Below are 19,354 nucleotides of genomic sequence, written 5' to 3'. Positions count from 1 at the left end.
CTTCCTTTACATTGGTAAGCATCTTTGAGTCAGGATCAGCTAGAGGTGATAAGTCGCTGGTTATGAAAAATAACTTTAGTCTCATCTATTCCGGATAATTTTTGAATATATGCCATGATATAATCTTGATTGCTTATTTAAAACTCAATGCTTCATTTGAAGTGATAAGCATGGGGTAGTTTCTTGTTTGTACAATGTGATATAAATAAATAGGCTGAAGAATTTAGAATAGAATATAAAAGTCAGCTGGCTGACTAGCTTAGAAGTTCTTTAGAGGGGGTAGGCGATTGATATTTGTTTTCATAGCCGTAGCCATACCCGTATCCGTATCCGTATCCGTTGCCGTTTTCTTTTCTGGCATCGTTCAGCACAATCATTGGATGAGGCAGGGTTTTGTTTCTGTAAATCTCATCAATCATTTCAATCTGTTTCCTGAAGGTGTAATTGTACCTCATTAAGTAAATGGTTGAGTCCACCAGGGTGCTTAACACCAAGGCATCTGCTACCTGCCCAATTGGGGAGGTATCAATAATGATATGGTCAAAGCTTTGCTTTACTTCATTTATCAAATGGCCTAGTTTTTTTGATACCATCATTTCTGCAGGATCTGGAGGAATGGGCCCCGCCGAGATAGCATATAACTCTGGTACCATTTCCGTTAATCTGATCAGATCATGAATCTGAACTTTATCGGATACCAGGTAATTGCTTACCCCAAGTCCTGTTGACAGACCCAGTTCGGCTGAAAGGCGCGGAGATCTTAAGTCAAGGTCAATGACTAGTACTTTTTTTCCGGTTAGCACCAGGCTGGCGGCCAGGTTGATCCCAAAAAAGGTTTTCCCCTCGCCACTCATGCTGGATGTAATAAGCATGACCTTGTTTTCTTTGTCTACTGCGGCAAAGTGAAGTTTTGCCCTTATAAGCCGGAACAACTCTACAATGGGTGCCCGGCTTCCTTTCTTAACAACCACAAAGTCTGGTGAATCCTTTTGGCATAACTCACCCAGAATTGGGGTGTTAGTGGCGTCTTCAATCTCTTTCTTCGTTTGAATTTTGTTTTTTAAGATGTTTTTCAGATAAATCCCTGCAAATGGAATGAGCAAGCCCAATAAAACTGACATCAGGTAGACAGTAGATTTACTGGGCAATACTGAAAATCCTTCCACAATAGCGGGGTCAATGATGCGGATGTGGGATACAGAGGAAGCCAGTGACAGGGCTGTTTCCTCCCGTTTCTGTAAAAGATACAGGTAGAGGTTCTGCTTTATACTCTGTTGCCGGTTAATCTCTAATAATTGCCGCTCCATTGAGGGCACTTTCTTAATCTTTGATTTGAATTGGCTTGAGGTTGCCTTTAGTTTATTACTGGTAATGAGCAAGCTTCTTTTTATGTTTCCGAGGTTCTCCAGCAGGTTTACCCTGAGGTTGGCAAGTTGCTCGTTTATGTTTTGGATTAAGGGACTGTTGGGGTTGGTTGTCCGGAGCATGCGCTCCCGTTCTAATTGCAATTCATTGAATTTGGCAATGAGGCTCATTAGGGTTTGGTCCTGAATGCCTAATGAACTTGGTACCATCCGGTATTCCCCTTTAGCCTGGCTGAGGTATTTCTCTATTGATCTGAGGATATCTATTTGGATGGCCCATTCGGAAAGCTGTTTATTATAATCGCTTGCCTGCGCCAGATAGTCACTTGCCTGGGTATTGACATCGGTGACTTCATTTTGGCTTTTATATTGTTCTACATTCTTCTCAACACCAGAGAGTTCGGTAGTTAAGTATTTAAGCCTGTCGTCTATGAAAGCGAGGGTATTGGTAGCCAGAACGTTTTTGTCTTCAATAGATTCTTTGTTGTAGAGTTCAACCAGCTTATTAAGAATATCTTTGGCTCTTTCTGGCTTGGAGTCTGTGAGTTCTAAACTGATTACGTTTGTCCAGGTCTTGCCTGCCTGCATTACCTTGATGGAGTTATGATAGCGGCTGGCAACATCTTGAATGTTCTTGAATTGAACCTTGACCTGGTTTAGGTTAGAGGAAGGGGTGGGGTTCAGTTTATAGGTGGCCAGCACGGTAAAGGTGCCATAGGGCTTTTGAATTCTCTTGCCAAAACTATGGATGCTTCTCTTGCCATCTTGTTCTTCAAGTACAAAACTATTGTTATCCTTGGTATAGATGGTGAGTTCTTTGTTGTAACCTGAGCTATTCAGGCTCTCCACAATTAGTTTTATCGGCAACTCCTTTCCATAGATTTCTATATCTTGGAATTGACCCTCAATGTAATAGTTGGTGAATAGCTCCAGGTCTTTGACCACCCTTTCCATCAAGGTTTTAGAGTCTAGAATCAAGATTTCATTGTCAACTACCTTCGTAGAGTTAAACATATCCAAGTCACTGAAAGCCCCTGCCCCAGAAATACCCTGTCCTCTTTGGTAGTCTTTTATAAGCAACTTGCTGACCACTTTGTACTGAACACTGGTGTGGTAGCGTAAGTACATAAAAGCAGCTCCCACACTAAAGAGGACGCCAATTAAGAATAAATACCAGTACCTGGAGTACTGGATGAAGGTGTTTCTAATATCATTGGTCTCCTTTTTCTCCGCTTTCAACGGAAACAACTCCTCTGTTCCTGCCAACCTTTGCATATCCTTTAACTTTAAATGAGTCTGGTAATAATGATGCTTATAAGCGAGATAATGGAAAGCCCAATAGAGATATTGCTTCTGGTATTACTCAATTGAGCATCACGGGCTTTGCTTGGCTCTACATAAACAATGTCATTTTGCTGTAGGTAATAATAAGGTGAATTTAATGCCTCTTTTTTGGTTAAATCTAACCGTGCGGTGCTGCGTACCCCATCTCTTTCTCTTATAATTAATACGTTTTCTCTCTTGCCATAAATGGTCATATCACCGGCCTGGCCCAATGCCTCTACTATGTTTACTTTTTGAGTGGGGGCTATATACGTAGAGGGTTTATTTACTTCACCCAGTACCGTGTATTTGAAGTTTATAAAACGGATATTAACAATTGGGTTTTTGACATGTTTTTTGATTTCATCGGTCATTCTTAGGGTGGCTTCAGCTTTCGTTAGGCCTGCCAACCTTACCTTGCCCAACACCGGGAAATTGATCTCCCCATTTTCCTCCACCAGGTACCCCTCCGTTGATACAGTTGCCCTGACTCCATCGTTTGTCATGCCCGGAGTCACCAAACTGCCCCCGTTGAACAATATGTTAGATTCTGGATTCAAACTGCTCACTGTTATGCCCAGTATATCACCTGATTGGATCTTGGGTTCATTTGCGTTGGAAATGTCTGTATTAGTTTCGGTGGAAGATATGTTTTTTAAATCTTCAAAATAGACCAGGTTTTTAGAGGGGCTGCATGAAGTAATTAAGAGTAGTAATATGGTATAAATGAATAGGTGTTTTTTGATTTTACGTAATCTAATGTTGACCTCCATGCTATTTTATTGATTAATGTTGTGGTTCCTGTTTTGTGTTTGAAATTATGAATTGGCCTTCTTTTAATTGCAGGCCCAATTCATAACCATCGGTAGTTTGGTGGTGTTTTTTGGTGACTATTGTGGTATATAAGTTTTAACTTTTTATATGGTGAATTTTATTTGGGTATATAATGCATGCTTGTTAAGGCTTTATATTATTTCTTATTTAAATAGAAGGTGCTTTGTTTTATTTAATCTAACTGAACTTGAGCTAAAGTAAATCTGCAGTTACTTTAGATAGGTAGTTATTTTCACTTTCTTAAAACGTGAAAGTGAAGAGGAGTAAAACGCGGTTTCTTTGGGTCTCTTTATCTGTACTCAGCTTAAATTCTATTAGGTATTACAACTGGGGGTTTCAGCAGATCTTGAGTATATCGCAGAGCAACAATCCATATAAAGGTCCACGCATTACAATTTTTTTGGTGTTTTAAACAGATTATACCCTATCAGACTAAATGTTGTACAAATTACTGTCAGTAGACTTTCCTGAGCTGACCAAGGGAGAGCAAGTAGAGGTTGTAGGTTTAAATTATGCAATTGTAACTTAATATAAAAATATTTTTCAAAATGATAAAAATAAATTATTGAGTTAGTTATAAATATTATAAAAATGTTTATCTTGACGGATGTTTAATGAGCTTTTTGTAGTAATTCTTAAAATTTAGGCGATTTATACCTATAGAGTAGTAAAAACCGAATAGAATAGCTAGTGATCTGGAGTGCCTTTTGTAGCCTATGTGTTGTACTAGGTGGCAAAAGGTTAATAGATTACCCTATGGGTAAATTGTAGTTTCGTTTGGCTTTGCTTCTATAATAGTACGCAATACCTTGCATCTTTCTTATGGCAGGATGTAGTGTGTTGTTGCTCAAAATAGGTTTTGGTTGTTGTTTACCGGATTGCATCTTTCTTCCCCCATTCGCACCGCCATGGCCCGCATCCCGTCCACGCCCCCGCCGGTCCCGCCCGTTCCCCCGGGGGAGCACAGGCCCCTGTGGTCGGTGATGATCCCGGCCTACAACTGCGCCGGGTTCCTGGCCGAGGCCCTCAGGGGCGTGCTGGCCCAGGACCCGGGCCCGGCGCTGATGCAGATCGAGGTGGTGGACGACGCGAGCACCGACGCGGACCTGGGGGCGCTGGTGCGGGAGCTGGGCCGGGGCCGGGTGGGCTACCACCGCCAGCCCCGCAACGTGGGCAGCCTGCGCAACTTCGAGACCTGCCTCACCCGGGCCCGTGGCCGGCTGGTGCACCTGCTGCACGGCGATGACCGGGTCCGGCCCGGCTTCTACGCCAAAATGGAGTACCTCTTCCAGCGCTTCCCCCAGGCCGGCGCCGCCTTCTGCAGAAACAGCTTTATAAATAATAAGGGAGTTTGGTCACATGATACCCCGCTTGAAGCCAATGATGACCTTGTCTTAGATAATTGGCTTCTTCGCATTGCGGAGAGGCAGCGTATCCAGTATGTATCTATTGTGGTCCGGCGAGAGGTGTATGAAACGTTAGGTGGCTTCTACGGGATGCCCTACGGCGAAGACTGGGAGATGTGGGTACGCATTGCCAGATTTTACCCGGTGGCCTACTCACCCGAAGTCCTTGCCGAATGCCGGATGCATGCTAGTTCCATCTCCAGCCGGTTGGGTACTTCTGGCCAAAGCCTTCCTTATCTGATCAAATGCCACACCCTGATTCAAGAGCATATCAGACAGGCAGATCTACCGGAGAGTTTGAAGGCCAAAGCTATTGCCAAGGGCAAGCTGCATTGTGCCTTATATTGCCTTTCGTTAGCAAAAGGAATTTACAAGAGAACCCAGGATAGCAGATTGGCTATGGGATATATTAAATCGGCTTTACAGTTAAGTAATCACCCCCTGGTCTATGTCAGGGTTCTGAAGCTTTGTGTCAAACTTGCCCTTCTGAAACATCAACTTTACTTCCTGTAGCAGAGTCATATTAGTTCAGGGGTTACACCGTCTTTCGCACCGCCATGGCCCGCATCCCGTCCACGCCCCCGCCGGTCCCGCCCGTTCCCCCGGGGGAGCACAGGCCCCTGTGGTCGGTGATGATCCCGGCCTACAACTGCGCCGGGTTCCTGGCCGAGGCGCTCAGGGGCGTGCTGGCCCAGGACCCGGGCCCGGCGCTGATGCAGATCGAGGTGGTGGACGACGCGAGCACCGACGCGGACCTGGGGGCGCTGGTGCGGGAGCTGGGCCGGGGCCGGGTGGGCTACCACCGCCAGCCCCGCAACGTGGGCAGCCTGCGCAACTTCGAGACCTGCCTCACCCGGGCCCGTGGCCGGCTGGTGCACCTGCTGCACGGCGACGACCGGGTCCGGCCCGGCTTCTACGCCAAAATGGAGGGCCTCTTTCAGCGCTTCCCCCAAGCCGGCGCTGCCTTCTGCAATTATGATGATATAAATGAGTCTGGTGCATATCTCAGAAGCTATGCGCCTGTACTGGAACAGGCCGGAATCCTGACAAACGGCCTTTTAACTGTAGCGGGACAGCAGCGCATTCAGTACGTTTCTATGGTAGTGCGGCGAGAGGTGTATGAAACATTAGGAAGCTTCTATGGCGTCACCTATGGCGAGGATTGGATCATGTGGGCTCGAATTGCAAAGAAATACCAGGTAGCGTACTCACCTGAACCTCTTGCCGAGTATCGTAAACACAAAGGTTCTATCTCTTGGCCTAAAGCAGAAAATGGGCAAACTACCAAAGACTTGGCTTATGTCATCAGGCATATAGAAGAGATGTTACCCCTTGAGGGGAAGTACGTCATGGCAAATGCAAAAAAAGGCTGCGCGCTTTACTGCATGGCCAAGGCTAACGTAATTTGGAAGCAATCCAAGAATCTAACGGCTGCCCGTGATCAGGTAAAATTGGCTTTGAGTCTGGACAGATCTGCCAAACTTTACTACCACATTTCTAAGTTTTACCTGAAGGTAGCGCTAGGGTAAGGTGCTTACCTGGCAGGTTTATAGTGGCATTGGTGTCATTATCCTTTTTGGATTCAGCCATATAGTAAATGAACCCTACTTTTGTGAACGTCCTTCTCTTCTGCCTTGAATAATTTTAGATTGGTTTTTTAGAACGCCTTAATAAAATTGAGGTTATTGCATCCTTCAAAACTTAAATCTATTGCTTCCTTCCAGCGGAAATGAGTAGGCCTGAAGGTCAACTGTTCCAGGAGAAGTTCTCAGGGGAAAGGCCTGCCAAAACCTTTCCCTTGATACAATGCATAACACGCCACAGAAGTACCATGGTCATATCATTACAAGTAAAGAGAGCCACCTTGGCCGGTCTGCTTCTGGCAACCGGTCTGTTGGCTTCCTGCCAGAAATTACCAGGAGCGAATACCATCACCGTGCAGAACCGTCTGGACCTGGACCGGTCCTCAGAGACCATCTCAGTTCCTGTTTCCAAAGTGCAGGCCCTGGTGGCGCAATTTGGGGCGGAGAACCTTCTGGTCAGGGATGCCGAGACCCAGCAGATCCTGGTAAGCCAACCACTTGACAAAGACCTGGACGGCACCGTAGATGAAATCCTGTTCCAGACCGACATTAAAGCCCGGGCCATCAAAAAGTTTTATGTGCAGGGTGCCACGAACGGAGCCGCTTCCCAGCCCAAGGCTGAAGTCAAAACCTACTCCCGGTTTGTGCCGGAACGCACCGATGACTACACCTGGGAGAATGACCGGGTGGCTTTCCGGACCTACGGACCCGTGGCGCAACAGATGGTGGAGCGGGGAGTGCCCGGCGGAACCCTCACCAGCGGCATGGATGCCTGGCTGAAGCGGGTGAGTTATTCAATCATTGATGCTTGGTACAAAGGATACCTGAACAACTCCAACTTTTACCACACCGACCGGGGTGAGGGGTATGACCCTTACCATGTTGGTCCCAGCAGAGGCATCGGCGGCATTGGTGTCTGGGAAAACGACTCTTTATATGTCTCCAGAAATTTCACCAGCTACCGGAAAATAGCGGACGGACCTATCCGGACCATGTTTGAGTTGACCTATGCGCCCTGGCAAGGCAACGGGAAAACCGTAACCGAGAAAAAGACCATCAGCCTGGACCTGGGCAGTAATTTGTCCCGGTTTGAGGTATCTGTTAAAAGCGATAAGCCCCTGCCCAACGTAACCGTCGGAATCACCCTGCATGACAAAAAAGGCGAAGCAAAGGGAGACCAACAAGCCGGTTGGTTCCGGTACTGGGAACCCATGGACGGTTCTTTCCTGGGCACCGGGATTGTCATGGCGCCTGCGGCGGTACAGGCATTCAAAGACCATCGGGTGGAGACCAAAGACATGAGTCACCTGTACGTGATGGTAACGCCTAAAGAAGATAAAGTGATTCACTACGCCGGATTTGGCTGGGTGAAAAGTGGGCAGTTCAAAACCGTGCAGGAGTGGGATGCTTACCTATCCGATTTCGCCAAACGGATTGCCTCGCCGCTAGAGGTGACTTTCTAGAGCCAATTGAACCCGCGTCTGCTTACAGGAAAAACCTGAGGGCACACCAGCGCAACTGCCTCCGGTTTCAGGGCCTTTTCATAAAAAAGGCCCTGAAACCGGAGGCAGTTTTTTTATCTGTAAATCTTCCCTTATTCCCAGGAAAGAAGGTTCTTAGGCCTTTGGCAGGTGCCTTTGTGTTGATCAAAGGGGATCTCGAAAGGGTAGCTATGTAGATTTTGAATCTTAGTAAATAATAATTGTTTTTAAGACACCTATTGCATAAATGGTAAAAGAAAGGCAGTTTTACATCAATTCATCAAAGACGAGGAGAAATTAAACAGCGGTATTAGCTTTTAGTGATTTTTGACTCTTACTGGAAGCGTATCCTGAACCCTGGATTTTTGAACTACTGGCTTTCCGGCCTGGCGCAGCCTTCTCTTTCCAGATTTCCTGTAAAGGGTTGTGCTGCTGCTTGTAACCATCATCCGGAGATGACCTTCGTTCCTTTTTGATATGATTTCTGTACATAAGGGCCTCCCTGGATGGGGCCTTGGTTAGATAAAATAATACACGCCGTCCTTCATGCGTGAATACTGAGGCGGGTGCCTGGCCTGAAAGCAAAGTTGGGCACCCGCTACTTTTATATTAACAGCAACCCAAAAATGTCGCCTACCCCCAAGGTTCTCTGTTCATGAAACTCAAGCTACTGGTTCTTGCCTGCCTTTTTCTGTCTTTTCTGGCAATATCAGCGGAGGCGCAACAAAAGAAAGCCGCAAAGACCAATGATAGAGTGGTTTGGCTCCGGCACCTGGACAAAATCGTTCGGCCGGTACTGTCCAATCTGGCAGAGGACAAGTTGAAGGAGAAAATGCCGGTGGCGCTGTCTACCAAGATCGACAATAAAAGCTCCCGTGAGAAAGTGTCTTACCTGGAGGCATTTGGAAGGATCATGAGCGGTATCGGGCCATGGTTGAACACTGAGGGCGGCTCGAAAGAAGAGGTGACGCTCCGGAACCAGTACCGGCAGTGGGCTTTGAAAGCGGTGGCCAATGCCGTGAACCCAGCCGCAAAGGACTATATGCAGTGGAACGGCGGACAGCCTTTGGTAGACGCCTCTTTTCTGGCTTTGGGATTGGTGCGCTGTCCTTGGCTCTGGGAAAACCTGGATGCGGGGGTGAGGGAGCAAGTCATCACAGCCTTCAAGACCACCCGCGAGACGGTGCCGGTGTTCTCCAATTGGGTGCTGTTCACCAGCATGATAGAGACTTTCTTCTGCCAGTACGGTCTGGAGTACGACCCGGTGCGCATTGAATACGGCGTGCGGGAGTTTGCCAATCATTGGTACCTAGGAGACGGCATGTACTCAGACGGGATGAACTTTGCCCAGGACTACTACAACAGCTACGTCATTCAGCCTTACCTGGCCACTATTGTGCGGGTAGCCCACGAAAAGAAGAAAAACTACATCTGGTACGTACCCAACCTGCTCAAGATAAACCAGCGGTACGCCGAACTCCAGGAACGCATGATCCACACCGATGGTAGTTTCCCGGTCATCGGGAGATCCATCACTTATAGGGGCGGAGCCTTCCATCACCTCGCTGATATGGCCCTCCGGAAGCAATTACCAGAGTCATTGAGCCCCGCGCAGGTAAGGAGTGCCCTCACGGCGGTGCTGAACAAGACCATGGAAGCGCCTTCTACTTTCACTAAGGACGGTTGGCTGAACATCGGGCTGTACGGGCACCAGCCAGATGTGGCAGATTTCTACATCACCACCGGGAGCCTGTACCTGTGCGCCACCATCTTTTTGCCCCTGGGCTTACCCGAATCTGATAAATTCTGGTCTTCTCCAGCCGAACCCTGGACGGCGGTGAAAGCCTGGAGTGGGCAACCGGTGCCGGCAGACCATGCCCTGGAATTGAAATAGCGTTTCTGAAAATAGAAGCCCCGCCTTTATGATGCGCCAACTGAAACCCTTGAAAACTATACCGCCGGTACAAAAGGCATTGTCGGGGCTTATTGCAGGGTTAAAGCGGTACCCTGCTGTTTTGGGCCTGTTTTCAGGAAAACGAGTCCTAAATGGTGGGAATGATTATGCGCTGCATTCAGCGTATGCCTTGCGGGGCACATTTATTTTGGCAAACTTCCATGTACAAAGAAGAAGGAAGCTATTACTTAGGAAGGGGCAAGGTTGATGGTGATTGGAGTAGGTGTAGTTTTGTAAGGCGGGAATTGAAGAATTGAAAACCAGCATTAAGCATATCATAAAGGGGCACAAGGTACGGCTGTCTCTGTATTTGAAAGTAATCCAACTCAGCATTCTGCTAGGGGTTGCTATTCCTTTGGCCTCCTTTTTGCCAAATCAGCCTAGAAACATCATCCGCCAGTATGGCGTGGAGGAAGGACTATCCCTGGGCATTGTCACCAGCATCAGCCAGGACCAGCGGGGTCTCATGTGGTTTGCCACTGAAGACGGCCTCAACCGCTTTGACGGCTATTCCTTCAAAGTCTTTAAATATGACCCGGCCCGGGAGAACAGCCTCACCGGAAACTTCATCCGCAAAGTCTTCACCGATTCCAAGGGAATGGTGTGGGTCTCCTCTCGCCACGGCCTGAACCGCTTCAACGCCAAAGGCGAGGCCTTCGTGCATTACAGTTACCGGGCCGGGGTTATAGGCTCGCTCGCGGGCGATGACATCAGTGACATCGCGGAGTCTAAGTCAGGTAATTTGTGGGTGGCTTCCTACAGAGCCGGGGTGTCTTTCTACCATCGGGGGAAGAACCAGTTCAGGGCTTACCGGAAAAAGGACTTGCCGGGCCTCCCCAGCGATAAAATCATCAGCCTTTTTGAAGACAGCAAAGGATGGCTCTGGATAGGCACCCAGGAAGCCGGCGTGCATGTGTACCAGGTGAAGGAGGGAACCGTGCTGGGCAAAGTTCCGCTTCCCGCCGCAGAAGGTTTAGCCGGAGCCAGCGTGTCCTGCATCTATGAAGACCGGTCGGGGCATGTTTGGCTGGGTGCCTCCACGGGCCTGTATCTCTATGCCGGAGACAACAGAAGTTTTACCGCCTTCCCGGGTTCAGAATACTTCCGGAATAGCAACATCGTCCTTTCGGTTTTAGAGGACAGCAAGGGCATGTTGTGGGTGGGCCTGCAAGATGGCGGGGTGTACCAACTGGATTTGCGCCATTTAAGGAAAAACGGCCCGGAAAAAGCCATCTTCACCGAGGCGCAGGGCAAAGACGGGCGTCCGCTCACCCAGCGGTCGGTGCAGGCCCTTTTTGAAGACAAAGACCAGAACCTGTGGGTAGGCACCTACGGTGATGGTATTAAGATGGTAGCCCGGGAAAATGAGAAGTTCATCAAATTCCGCCTTTCTCAGGACATTTCTGGGAAATCGGCCCCAAACGAGATCCGCTACTACGGCATCTGTACCGATGCGGAAGGCAATCTATGGCTGGGCACCGATGGCAACGGCATCTACAAATGCGATAAAACGGGCAGGATACTCAGCCATTATGCCAGCTCCCAGCCTGGAAAAGGCTTAAGTGACAATGCCATTCTCAGTGCGCTAAAAGACTCCAGACAGAACCTATGGTTCGGCTCCTATGCTAAAGGCTTGTTCCTGTATAAGAAAGAGACCGACTCTTTCCAGAATTTCCAGCATAACCCGGCCAACGTAAGCACCTTAAGCGGCAATGATGTGCGCGCGCTTTTCGAGGATTCAAAGAAAAACCTGTGGGTGGGCACCAACGGCGGCGGTCTGAGCCTGCTGCAACCCGCAGGGCAGGGTTTCAAGAACTTCAATACGGCCAACAGCGGCATTACCTCCAATGACGTGCGGGCCCTTGCCGAGGACAAGGCCGGTCGCCTGTGGATTGGCACCTACGGAGGAGGCTTAAGCTGTTACTCGCCCGGCACCCGGACCTTCAAAAAGTATGCTTACGTTGAAGCGAATGGCCGAAACCCCTCCAGTGAGGTGGTGCTGGCGCTTTTCGTGGACCAGAAGCAAAACCTCTGGATCGGGACGGAAGAAGATGGTCTGTTCAGGTACAACCTGGCTACGAACAAGATACAGCAGTACAGAGAAAAAGACGGCCTGGGAAACAACACCGTTTACGCCATTCAGGCAGACGTCATCGGGAACATCTGGGTGAGTACGAACCGGGGCTTGACCAAAATAGACGCCCAGACCGGGAAGCTGTATAACTATGGGCTTTCTGATGGTTTGCAGAGTGGGAAATTCAACCCGGGCTCGGTACTGGTAAATAGGGAAGAAGGGCTCCTGGGGTTTGGCGGTACCAAAGGCCTTAATCTTTTTTACCCCGGCCAGATCAAGGAGACCGTTTCTGCTCCCCGGGTCCTCATCACTGGGCTGCAGCTTTTCAACAAACCAGGCAGCCAGCAGCAGGAACAGCTCATTGAGGAAAACCAAACCCTCACCTTAAGGCCAGACCAGTCGGTTTTCATGATTGAATTCGGGGCCCTGGACTATGCGCATCCGGCCAAAAACAACTACGCCTACCGGCTGGAAGGCTTTGACAAGGACTGGAACTATGTGGGGCAGCAGCGCTCGGCCACGTACCGGTACCTGAGCCCCGGCACCTACACGTTTCAGGTGAAAGCCTCTAACCAGGAGAACGCCTGGGACCAGGAGTATACGTCTTTGAAAATAGTGGTGTCGCCTCCTTTCTGGCGGACGTACTGGGCGTATTGCCTGTATCTGATTTTGATTATCGCCACGGCGTTTGGGGTTTACACTTTCCTGGCCCGGCAAAAGAAACTCCGCCGGAAGTTAATGATGACTAAGGCGCAAAGCCGCAAAGAGCGCCGCATTGCCCGCGAAAGGCTGAGCTTCTTTACCGAAGTTTCGCACGAGTTCAGAACCCCGCTCACCTTGATGCTGGGTCCGCTGGAGGATCTGGTCAACAAGGAAACCACTTCTGAGGCGGGTAAGAAACTGCAGATGGTGTACCGAAATGCCCACAAACTCCTGACGCTGATCAATAAATTGCTGGATTACCGGAAAGCGGAAGCGGGTAGCCTGGTCCTCAAGGTGCAGGAAGAAGACATAGTGAGCTTCGTGAAAGAGATTTACATTTCTTTCCAAGATATGGCCTCCAAAAAGCAAATTCAGTACGAACTGGAGGTGCCAGAGGCGCCGGTGCCGGTTTGGTTTGACCGCGAGAAGTTGGAGATGGTCTTAAGCAACCTGCTGTCCAATGCTTTCAAATATCTGGGAGAGGGCAACCGCATCACGGTGGCGCTCACCATTGACCACGCCTCCGCCACGGTAGAGGTGAAGGACAGCGGCAGGGGCGTGCCGGTGAGCCAGCAGAAACACATCTTTGACTGGTTTTTCCAGGGAGACCCAGTCACGCCGATGAGTTCGGGACTGGGGTTGGCGCTGGCCAAAAGGCTGGTGCTGTTGCACAAAGGCGATATCTACGTCCAGAGTGAGGAGGGAACCGGGGCTACCTTCGGGTTCAAAATACCTTTGGGCGTGGAGCACCTGGATGCTGCCTCCATGGTGAGCCCCGAGGAGACGCCTCTGTTACCGGAAACCAAGCCGGAAGGGATTCCTGCCTTGCCTGACGTTTTAAGCCTGGATTCTGGAAATCACCCCAAAAAGGGCCAACGGAAGATCCTGATTGTGGAAGACGAGGAAGACATCAGAAAGCTACTGAAATACTATCTGAGCGAGCAATTCCACATTCTGGAGGCCTCTAACGGCAAAGAAGGGTTGGAACTAGCCCTGGCGCACCATCCTAACATCATCATCAGTGACGTGAAGATGCCCGTGATGGACGGCATACAGCTGTGCCGCGAACTGAAGACCAACATCAGAACCAGCCATATTCCGGTGGTACTGCTCACGGCTAGAACCGCCTTCGCCCACCACAAAGAAGGCCTGGATACCGGCGCCGATGCCTACCTGACCAAACCTTTCAGTCCGGAGCTGCTGCAGATCAAGATCAAGAACCTGCTGGAGTCTCAGGAGAAACTGAAGAAGTTTTACCTCAACCTGTTCAACATCAACAGTCCGCAGCCAGAAAAGGAAACCAACTCTGTTGATGAGCAATTCCTGAAACGCATCTATGAGGTCCTGAAAGAAAACCTGGACAATTCTGAATTCAACGTCAATGACCTGGCGGCGGCCCTGAACATGAGCCGGTCCCTGGCTTACAAGAAAATCAAACTTCTGACCGGTGCCTCACCCGTAGAGTACCTCCGCACCCTCAGGCTGCAGGAGTCGGCCAAGCTCCTGAAGACCGGCAAGTATAAGGTGTTTGAGGTGGCCTGCCAGGTGGGCTTCAATGATGATAAGTATTTCCGGCAGTGCTTCTCCAAGGAGTTTGGCTGCACCCCCTCAGAATTTGTTAAAACAGCAGATATATGCTGACACACAGGGGTGTTTTTGATAAAAATACACATATGCCCCCGTTTAAATAATAGTTTGTCACCTCTCTAATGAGGAAGGATGATGTTCCTTTGACATAGAAAAGCAAGCGAAAAGGTGCGCTGCCTGGCAGTTCAGAAAGTGCCGCCGCCTAAGCCTGCAATTCAAGAATTCGCTTAAGGAATTGTCAAACTAACCCATTCTTCCAAATGCTACAAACATTACTCAAAACAAAGAGGTACCTCCTGGTACTACCTCTTCTGCTCTTTCAGATGGGGGTGGCCCTGGCACAAGGCCATACCGTGAAAGGCAAAGTAACCGATGAGACCGGTACAGGCATGCCGGGGGTGACTGTATTGCTGAAGGGAACTTCCACTGCCGCCCCCACCAGTGCAGACGGAACGTACACCATCCAGACCCCGTCTGGCGAGGGAACGCTCGTGTTCTCCTTTATCAGCTACCAGACCCAAGAGGTAGCCATCAATAACCGGACTACCATTGATGTTACCATGAACACCGATGCCAAGGCTTTGGACGAGGTAGTGGTAGTGGGCTACGGTACCCAAAAGAAAGCCACCGTTACTGGGTCTATTTCTGAGGTAGGCGGGGCAGCCATCAATAAAAGCCCTCAGCCAAACGTGTCTAACGCCCTGGCAGGTCGGGTTTCTGGGGTGGTCATCAACAACCGCGGCGGTGAGCCCGGTTATGATGGTGCCGAAGTAAGAGTAAGGGGCCTGGCCACTACTGGTAACAACGATGTACTGATTGTGGTGGACGGCGTTCCCGGCCAGATTGGCGGCCTGGACAGACTAGACCCCAATGACATTGAAAGCATCACCGTGCTGAAAGACGCTTCGGCGGCAGTTTACGGAAACCGGGCCGCAAACGGCGTAATCCTGGTAACTACCAAAAGAGGAACCACCGGTAAGCCAACTGTTTCCTACAGCTACAACCAGGGATTCTCTTCCCCAACCCGCTTGCCTAAGTTCGCTGATGCCGCTACGTATGCCTCTATTCTCAACGAGATTGACTACTACAACAACACCGCCGGTGGGTTGAACCAACGTTATACCCCAGAGGAAATCGAGCTTTTCCGGAACGGTTCAGATCCTTTGAACTACCCCAACACCAACTGGCTGGATGAGGTACTTGATCCTTATGCCCTGCAAAACAGACAGAGTCTTTCTGTAAACGGAGGAACGGAGAACGTGAAGTACTTTGCTTCTTTGGGTACCCTTTCCCAGGACGCCCTTTATAAAGATGGTGCTACCAAGTACAACCAATATAACTTCAGAACCAACCTGGACGCCAACATCACTGAACGGTTCAGTGTGGGGTTGTCTTTGTCAGGCCGCCAGGAAGACAGACAATTTCCTCAGTTTGGCGCCGGCGGAATCTTCTGGCAAACGTACCGCGCCTATCCGTTCATCCCGGCCCGCTATCCTAACGGTCTGCCCTCGCAAGGGGTAGAAGGGGGTATCAACCCGGTGATGATTGTAACCGATGCCGCTGGCCTGAACAAAAACCAACGCCTTATCTTCAACGGAATCCTGAGAGGCCGCTATGACTTCGGCTTCCTGGAGGGACTGTCGGTAGACGGTTTCTACTCTGCAGACAGAGGCCAAAGCTTTACCAAATCCTTTGTGAAGCCTTACCTGGTGTATTCTTATGAAGGCAATGACACCTACAAGCCTATCACCGTTGGTGAGCCGAAAGCTTCCCTGTCACAGATCCAGGAGAATACCAACCTGCTTACGGCCAACATCAAATTGAATTTTGAGCGCCACTTCGGCGACCACGGCATCAACGCCTTTGTGGGCTATGAGCAAAGCAAGAACAGCCTGGAGCATTTAGAGGCTGGCCGCAGAAACTTCCCTACCATCCTTACCCCTGAATTGTCACAGGGTGGAACCGGACCTAATGACAGAAGCAATGGTGGCTGGAGCTGGGTGTTTACCAGAAGAAGTTACCTGGGCCGGGTTGCCTACAACTACAAAGAGAAGTACCTGGCAGAATTGCAGATGCGCGCCGATGGCTCCGCTAACTTCCCTAAGAACAGCCGTTGGGGTTACTTCCCGGGTGTTTCCCTGGGCTGGAGAATCTCTGAGGAGGGATGGTTCAAGAACAGCCTGCCTTTCATGAACGAACTGAAGCTTAGAGCTTCTTATGGTGAGCTTGGAAACGATAACGTAGGCTCCAACCAGTTCATGAACAACTACTCCTTTGACAACCGCTACGTGATTGGCGGAGAGGTGTACCCTGGCCTGAACCTGGTGAAACTAGCCAACCCTAACATCACCTGGGAAGTAGCCCAGAAAACAGACGTAGGGGTGAGCGGTATCTTCCTGAACAACTTCAACTTTGAATTCATCTATTTCCAGCAGAAACGGAAAGATATCCTGGCTAACAGAAACGCATCGGTGCCATTTGTAACCGGTATCGTGAACCCTTGGGGCTCAGATGCGCTGGTGCCTTCTGAGAACATAGGTCAGGTAAACAACAATGGTATAGAGGCCACCTTAGGGTTTGATAAAAATGCCGGTGACTTCAGATACAACATCTCCGGTAACATCACTTACGCCAAGAATAAGATCGTATTCATAGATGAGGCGCCAAGTATCCTTGATTATCAGAGACAAACTGGTGGTCCGATGAATACCTCCCTACTGTACCGTTCTATTGGCATCTTCCGGACTCAGGAAGATCTGGACAAATACCCGCATCCATCCGGAGCCAAATTGGGAGACTTGATCTATGAAGATTACAACAAGGATGGCAAGATCACAGCCGATGACATGGTAAGAACCGATCTGGGCAATATTCCACAGATCACCTACGGTCTGAACCTGGGCGCAGAGTACAAAGCCTTTGACTTCTCGGTTCTCTTCCAGGGCCAGGCCAAAGTAAGACAGTACGTGTTGCCAGATGTAGGACTCAGCGGAAACTTCTTCAGCACCTGGGCAGATAACAGATGGAGCCCAACCAACCCTAACGGTTCTTATCCAAGGGTAGATACCCGTACCGGTTCTGCGGTGAGCGGCGGGCTTTTCCCAAGTGACTTCTGGTTGTACAACACCGCTTTCTTAAGGGTGAAGAACGTTGAGTTAGGCTATACCCTGCCTTCTACTTTACTGTCTAAAATCAAGATTGAGAATGTGCGGGTGTATGCCAACGCTTTCAACCTGGCCACTTTCACCAAGGTGAAGGATTTTGACCCGGAGACCAGCTCAGGGAACGCACAATTCTACCCGCAGCAAAGAATCATCAACCTGGGGGTAAATGTCAAATTCTAATTCCAAGCACATCATGAAACTGAAAATATTTTCTGCCTTTGCCTTAGGATTGGCAATGTGCATGACCTCTTGTAAAGAAGATTTCCTGGAAGTAACGCCTACCGACAGGGTATCTGACGAAGCCATCGTGGGAGATTCAGTCCTCTTCGAGTCCTTCGTGATCAACCGCTACCTGGGCGCCCGGTTACAGGACAAAGAAGCAGACGGAGCGCCTCCGGGCTTTGGCAGGGGCTGGGAATACGCCTTGTGGTCTTCCCTTACAGATGAATCTATCTATAGAAGCGATGATAACACCTGGTTGGTGCAGCGCGGGCAGCTGGCTCCTGAGAATACCGGTATCACAGGTACTTTGTGGGGAAGAAGCTACCGCAGCATAAGAGAGGTGAATTACGCCCTGGCCAACGTGGACAAGGTGCCCATGAGCCAGTCGCACAAGAACCTGCTGGTGGCCGAGCTGAAGTTCATCAGAGCGTTCCGTTACCATGACCTGATCCGTAACTACGGCAAGGTAGTACTGGTGGGAGACAAGGTTTCTCAATTAGGCGAGGATTTCACTGATCCGGCCCTGTTTCAGCGGGCTCCGCTACAGGAGAGTATCGCTTATGCCACCGCGCAGTTAGACCAGGCCGCCGCTGCCTTACCGGCAGAAAACAGCAACAGTTGGCAGAAAGGAAGAGCCACCAAAGGTGCCGCTTTGGCCCTTAAATCCCGCCTGATGCTCTATGCCGCCAGCCCATTGTATACCCAGAACGGAAGCACGGTAACCTGGCCGCAGGCTGCCCAAGCGGCAAAAGACGTGATGGATTTGAATCTGTACACCCTGGATCCGCAGTACGCCAATATGTTCATCAACGAGGCCGGTAGCAGCAAGGAAATCATCTTCGCCCGCTATTACAACCTCAATTCACGCCATACAGCCCTGGAGATTGCCAACGGACCCAATGGGTATGATGGCTGGGGTGGAAACGCGCCTCTGCAGAACCTGGTGGATGCATATGAGATGTCCAACGGAAAGATGATCTCAGACCCAACCTCAGGGTATAATCCGCAGAACCCGTATGCAGACAGGGACCCTCGTTTCTACGCCACCATCCTTTACAATGGGGCGCAATACAGAGGACGGGCCGTGGAGACCTTCACCCCCGGCGGAAAAGACAGCAAGGATGGTCCGTCTAACTGGAATACTTCCCAGACCGGCTATTACCTACGCAAGTTCATGGATGATACTAACCCTATCCAGAACCCCTGGAACGTGGCCGGAAGACAGCCCTGGATTTATTTCCGCATTGCTGAGGTCCTGCTGAACTACGCCGAGGCCCAGAACGAAGCCGTTGGTCCGGATGCCACAGTCTATTCCGCCATCAACATGATCCGTCAGCGCCAGGCAGTGAACATGCCACCACTTCCCGCGGGACTTTCCCAGGCCGAAATGCGCCAACGCATACGCAATGAGCGTCAGGTGGAGTTAGCCTTTGAGGAGCATCGGTTCTATGATGTGCGCCGCTGGATGATCGCCGAACAAACAGAAAACACTCCTGCTTACGGCATGGAGATCACCAGACAGGGTACCAACTTCGTGTTCAACCGCAAGGTAGCCCTGGAAGGCCGTAGTTTCCAGAATAAGCATTACTGGCTGCCTATTCCTAGGGCAGAGATCCAGGCCTCCGGAAATAAATTAGAACAGAACCCGGGCTACTAAGCC

9 protein-coding genes are annotated in these 19,354 nt (G+C 49.9%); 7 read left to right on the top strand and 2 right to left on the bottom strand.

Annotated features, from left to right (window positions below; genetic code table 11):
• Positions 1-254 precede the first annotated feature (254 nt).
• Both J3P34_RS08355 and J3P34_RS08350 read right to left on the bottom strand, forming a co-directional pair.
• On the bottom strand, positions 255-2,639 hold the full coding sequence (locus J3P34_RS08355) for a GumC family protein (RefSeq protein ID WP_210487820.1): 2,385 nt from the start codon (positions 2,637-2,639) through the stop codon (positions 255-257).
• Positions 2,640-2,650: 11 nt separating this feature from the next.
• A complete protein-coding gene (locus J3P34_RS08350; protein WP_210487818.1) occupies positions 2,651-3,460 on the bottom strand; it encodes a polysaccharide biosynthesis/export family protein in 810 nt (269 codons plus the stop codon).
• A gap of 1,044 nt (positions 3,461-4,504) precedes the next feature.
• Here J3P34_RS08350 and J3P34_RS08345 point away from each other — a divergent pair.
• The 7 genes from J3P34_RS08345 to J3P34_RS08315 all read left to right on the top strand — a co-directional run bounded on the left by J3P34_RS08345 (position 4,505) and on the right by J3P34_RS08315 (position 19,351).
• Positions 4,505-5,440, top strand: a complete 936-nt coding sequence (locus J3P34_RS08345) for a glycosyltransferase family 2 protein (RefSeq protein ID WP_246853602.1) — start codon at positions 4,505-4,507, stop codon at positions 5,438-5,440.
• 44 nt (positions 5,441-5,484) lie between these two features.
• Positions 5,485-6,456 (top strand): glycosyltransferase family 2 protein, encoded by a 972-nt coding sequence (locus J3P34_RS08340; protein WP_210487813.1) that lies wholly within the window; start codon positions 5,485-5,487, stop codon positions 6,454-6,456.
• A 302-nt stretch (positions 6,457-6,758) separates the two neighbouring features.
• Positions 6,759-7,973 (top strand): DUF4861 domain-containing protein, encoded by a 1,215-nt coding sequence (locus tag J3P34_RS08335; protein WP_210487811.1) that lies wholly within the window; start codon positions 6,759-6,761, stop codon positions 7,971-7,973.
• Positions 7,974-8,646: 673 nt separating this feature from the next.
• A complete protein-coding gene (locus J3P34_RS08330; protein WP_210487809.1) occupies positions 8,647-9,885 on the top strand; it encodes a DUF2264 domain-containing protein in 1,239 nt (412 codons plus the stop codon).
• Between the two features lie 370 nt (positions 9,886-10,255).
• Positions 10,256-14,362, top strand: coding sequence for a hybrid sensor histidine kinase/response regulator transcription factor (locus J3P34_RS08325; RefSeq protein WP_210487807.1), 4,107 nt, complete (start codon positions 10,256-10,258; stop codon positions 14,360-14,362).
• 206 nt (positions 14,363-14,568) lie between these two features.
• Entirely contained in the window at positions 14,569-17,652 is a 3,084-nt protein-coding gene (locus J3P34_RS08320) for a SusC/RagA family TonB-linked outer membrane protein (RefSeq protein WP_210487805.1), read from the top strand.
• The gene (locus J3P34_RS08315) at positions 17,639-19,351 is read left to right on the top strand and encodes a RagB/SusD family nutrient uptake outer membrane protein (protein ID WP_246853601.1); all 1,713 of its coding nucleotides are present in this window, start codon (positions 17,639-17,641) and stop codon (positions 19,349-19,351) included. Before J3P34_RS08320 ends, J3P34_RS08315 begins: the two co-directional genes overlap by 14 nt.
• The last annotated feature ends 3 nt before the right edge of the window (positions 19,352-19,354 follow it).

It is taken from the genome of Rufibacter aurantiacus (assembly GCF_017916345.1).
Classification (GTDB): Bacteria; Bacteroidota; Bacteroidia; order Cytophagales; family Hymenobacteraceae; genus Nibribacter; species Nibribacter roseolus.
This window is presented reverse-complemented; position numbering and strand designations above follow the sequence as displayed.

What these genes read in the sequence shown, in the direction of transcription:
- J3P34_RS08355 (WP_210487820.1), bottom strand. Translation starts at nt 2,639, where the DNA reads ATGCAAAGGTTGGCAGGAACAGAGGAGTTGTTTCCGTTGAAAGCGGAG.
- J3P34_RS08350 (WP_210487818.1), bottom strand. Translation starts at nt 3,460, where the DNA reads ATGGAGGTCAACATTAGATTACGTAAAATCAAAAAACACCTATTCATT.
- J3P34_RS08345 (WP_246853602.1), top strand. Translation starts at nt 4,505, where the DNA reads ATGATCCCGGCCTACAACTGCGCCGGGTTCCTGGCCGAGGCCCTCAGG.
- J3P34_RS08340 (WP_210487813.1), top strand. Translation starts at nt 5,485, where the DNA reads ATGGCCCGCATCCCGTCCACGCCCCCGCCGGTCCCGCCCGTTCCCCCG.
- J3P34_RS08335 (WP_210487811.1), top strand. Translation starts at nt 6,759, where the DNA reads ATGGTCATATCATTACAAGTAAAGAGAGCCACCTTGGCCGGTCTGCTT.
- J3P34_RS08330 (WP_210487809.1), top strand. Translation starts at nt 8,647, where the DNA reads ATGAAACTCAAGCTACTGGTTCTTGCCTGCCTTTTTCTGTCTTTTCTG.
- J3P34_RS08320 (WP_210487805.1), top strand. Translation starts at nt 14,569, where the DNA reads ATGCTACAAACATTACTCAAAACAAAGAGGTACCTCCTGGTACTACCT.
- J3P34_RS08315 (WP_246853601.1), top strand. Translation starts at nt 17,639, where the DNA reads ATGTCAAATTCTAATTCCAAGCACATCATGAAACTGAAAATATTTTCT.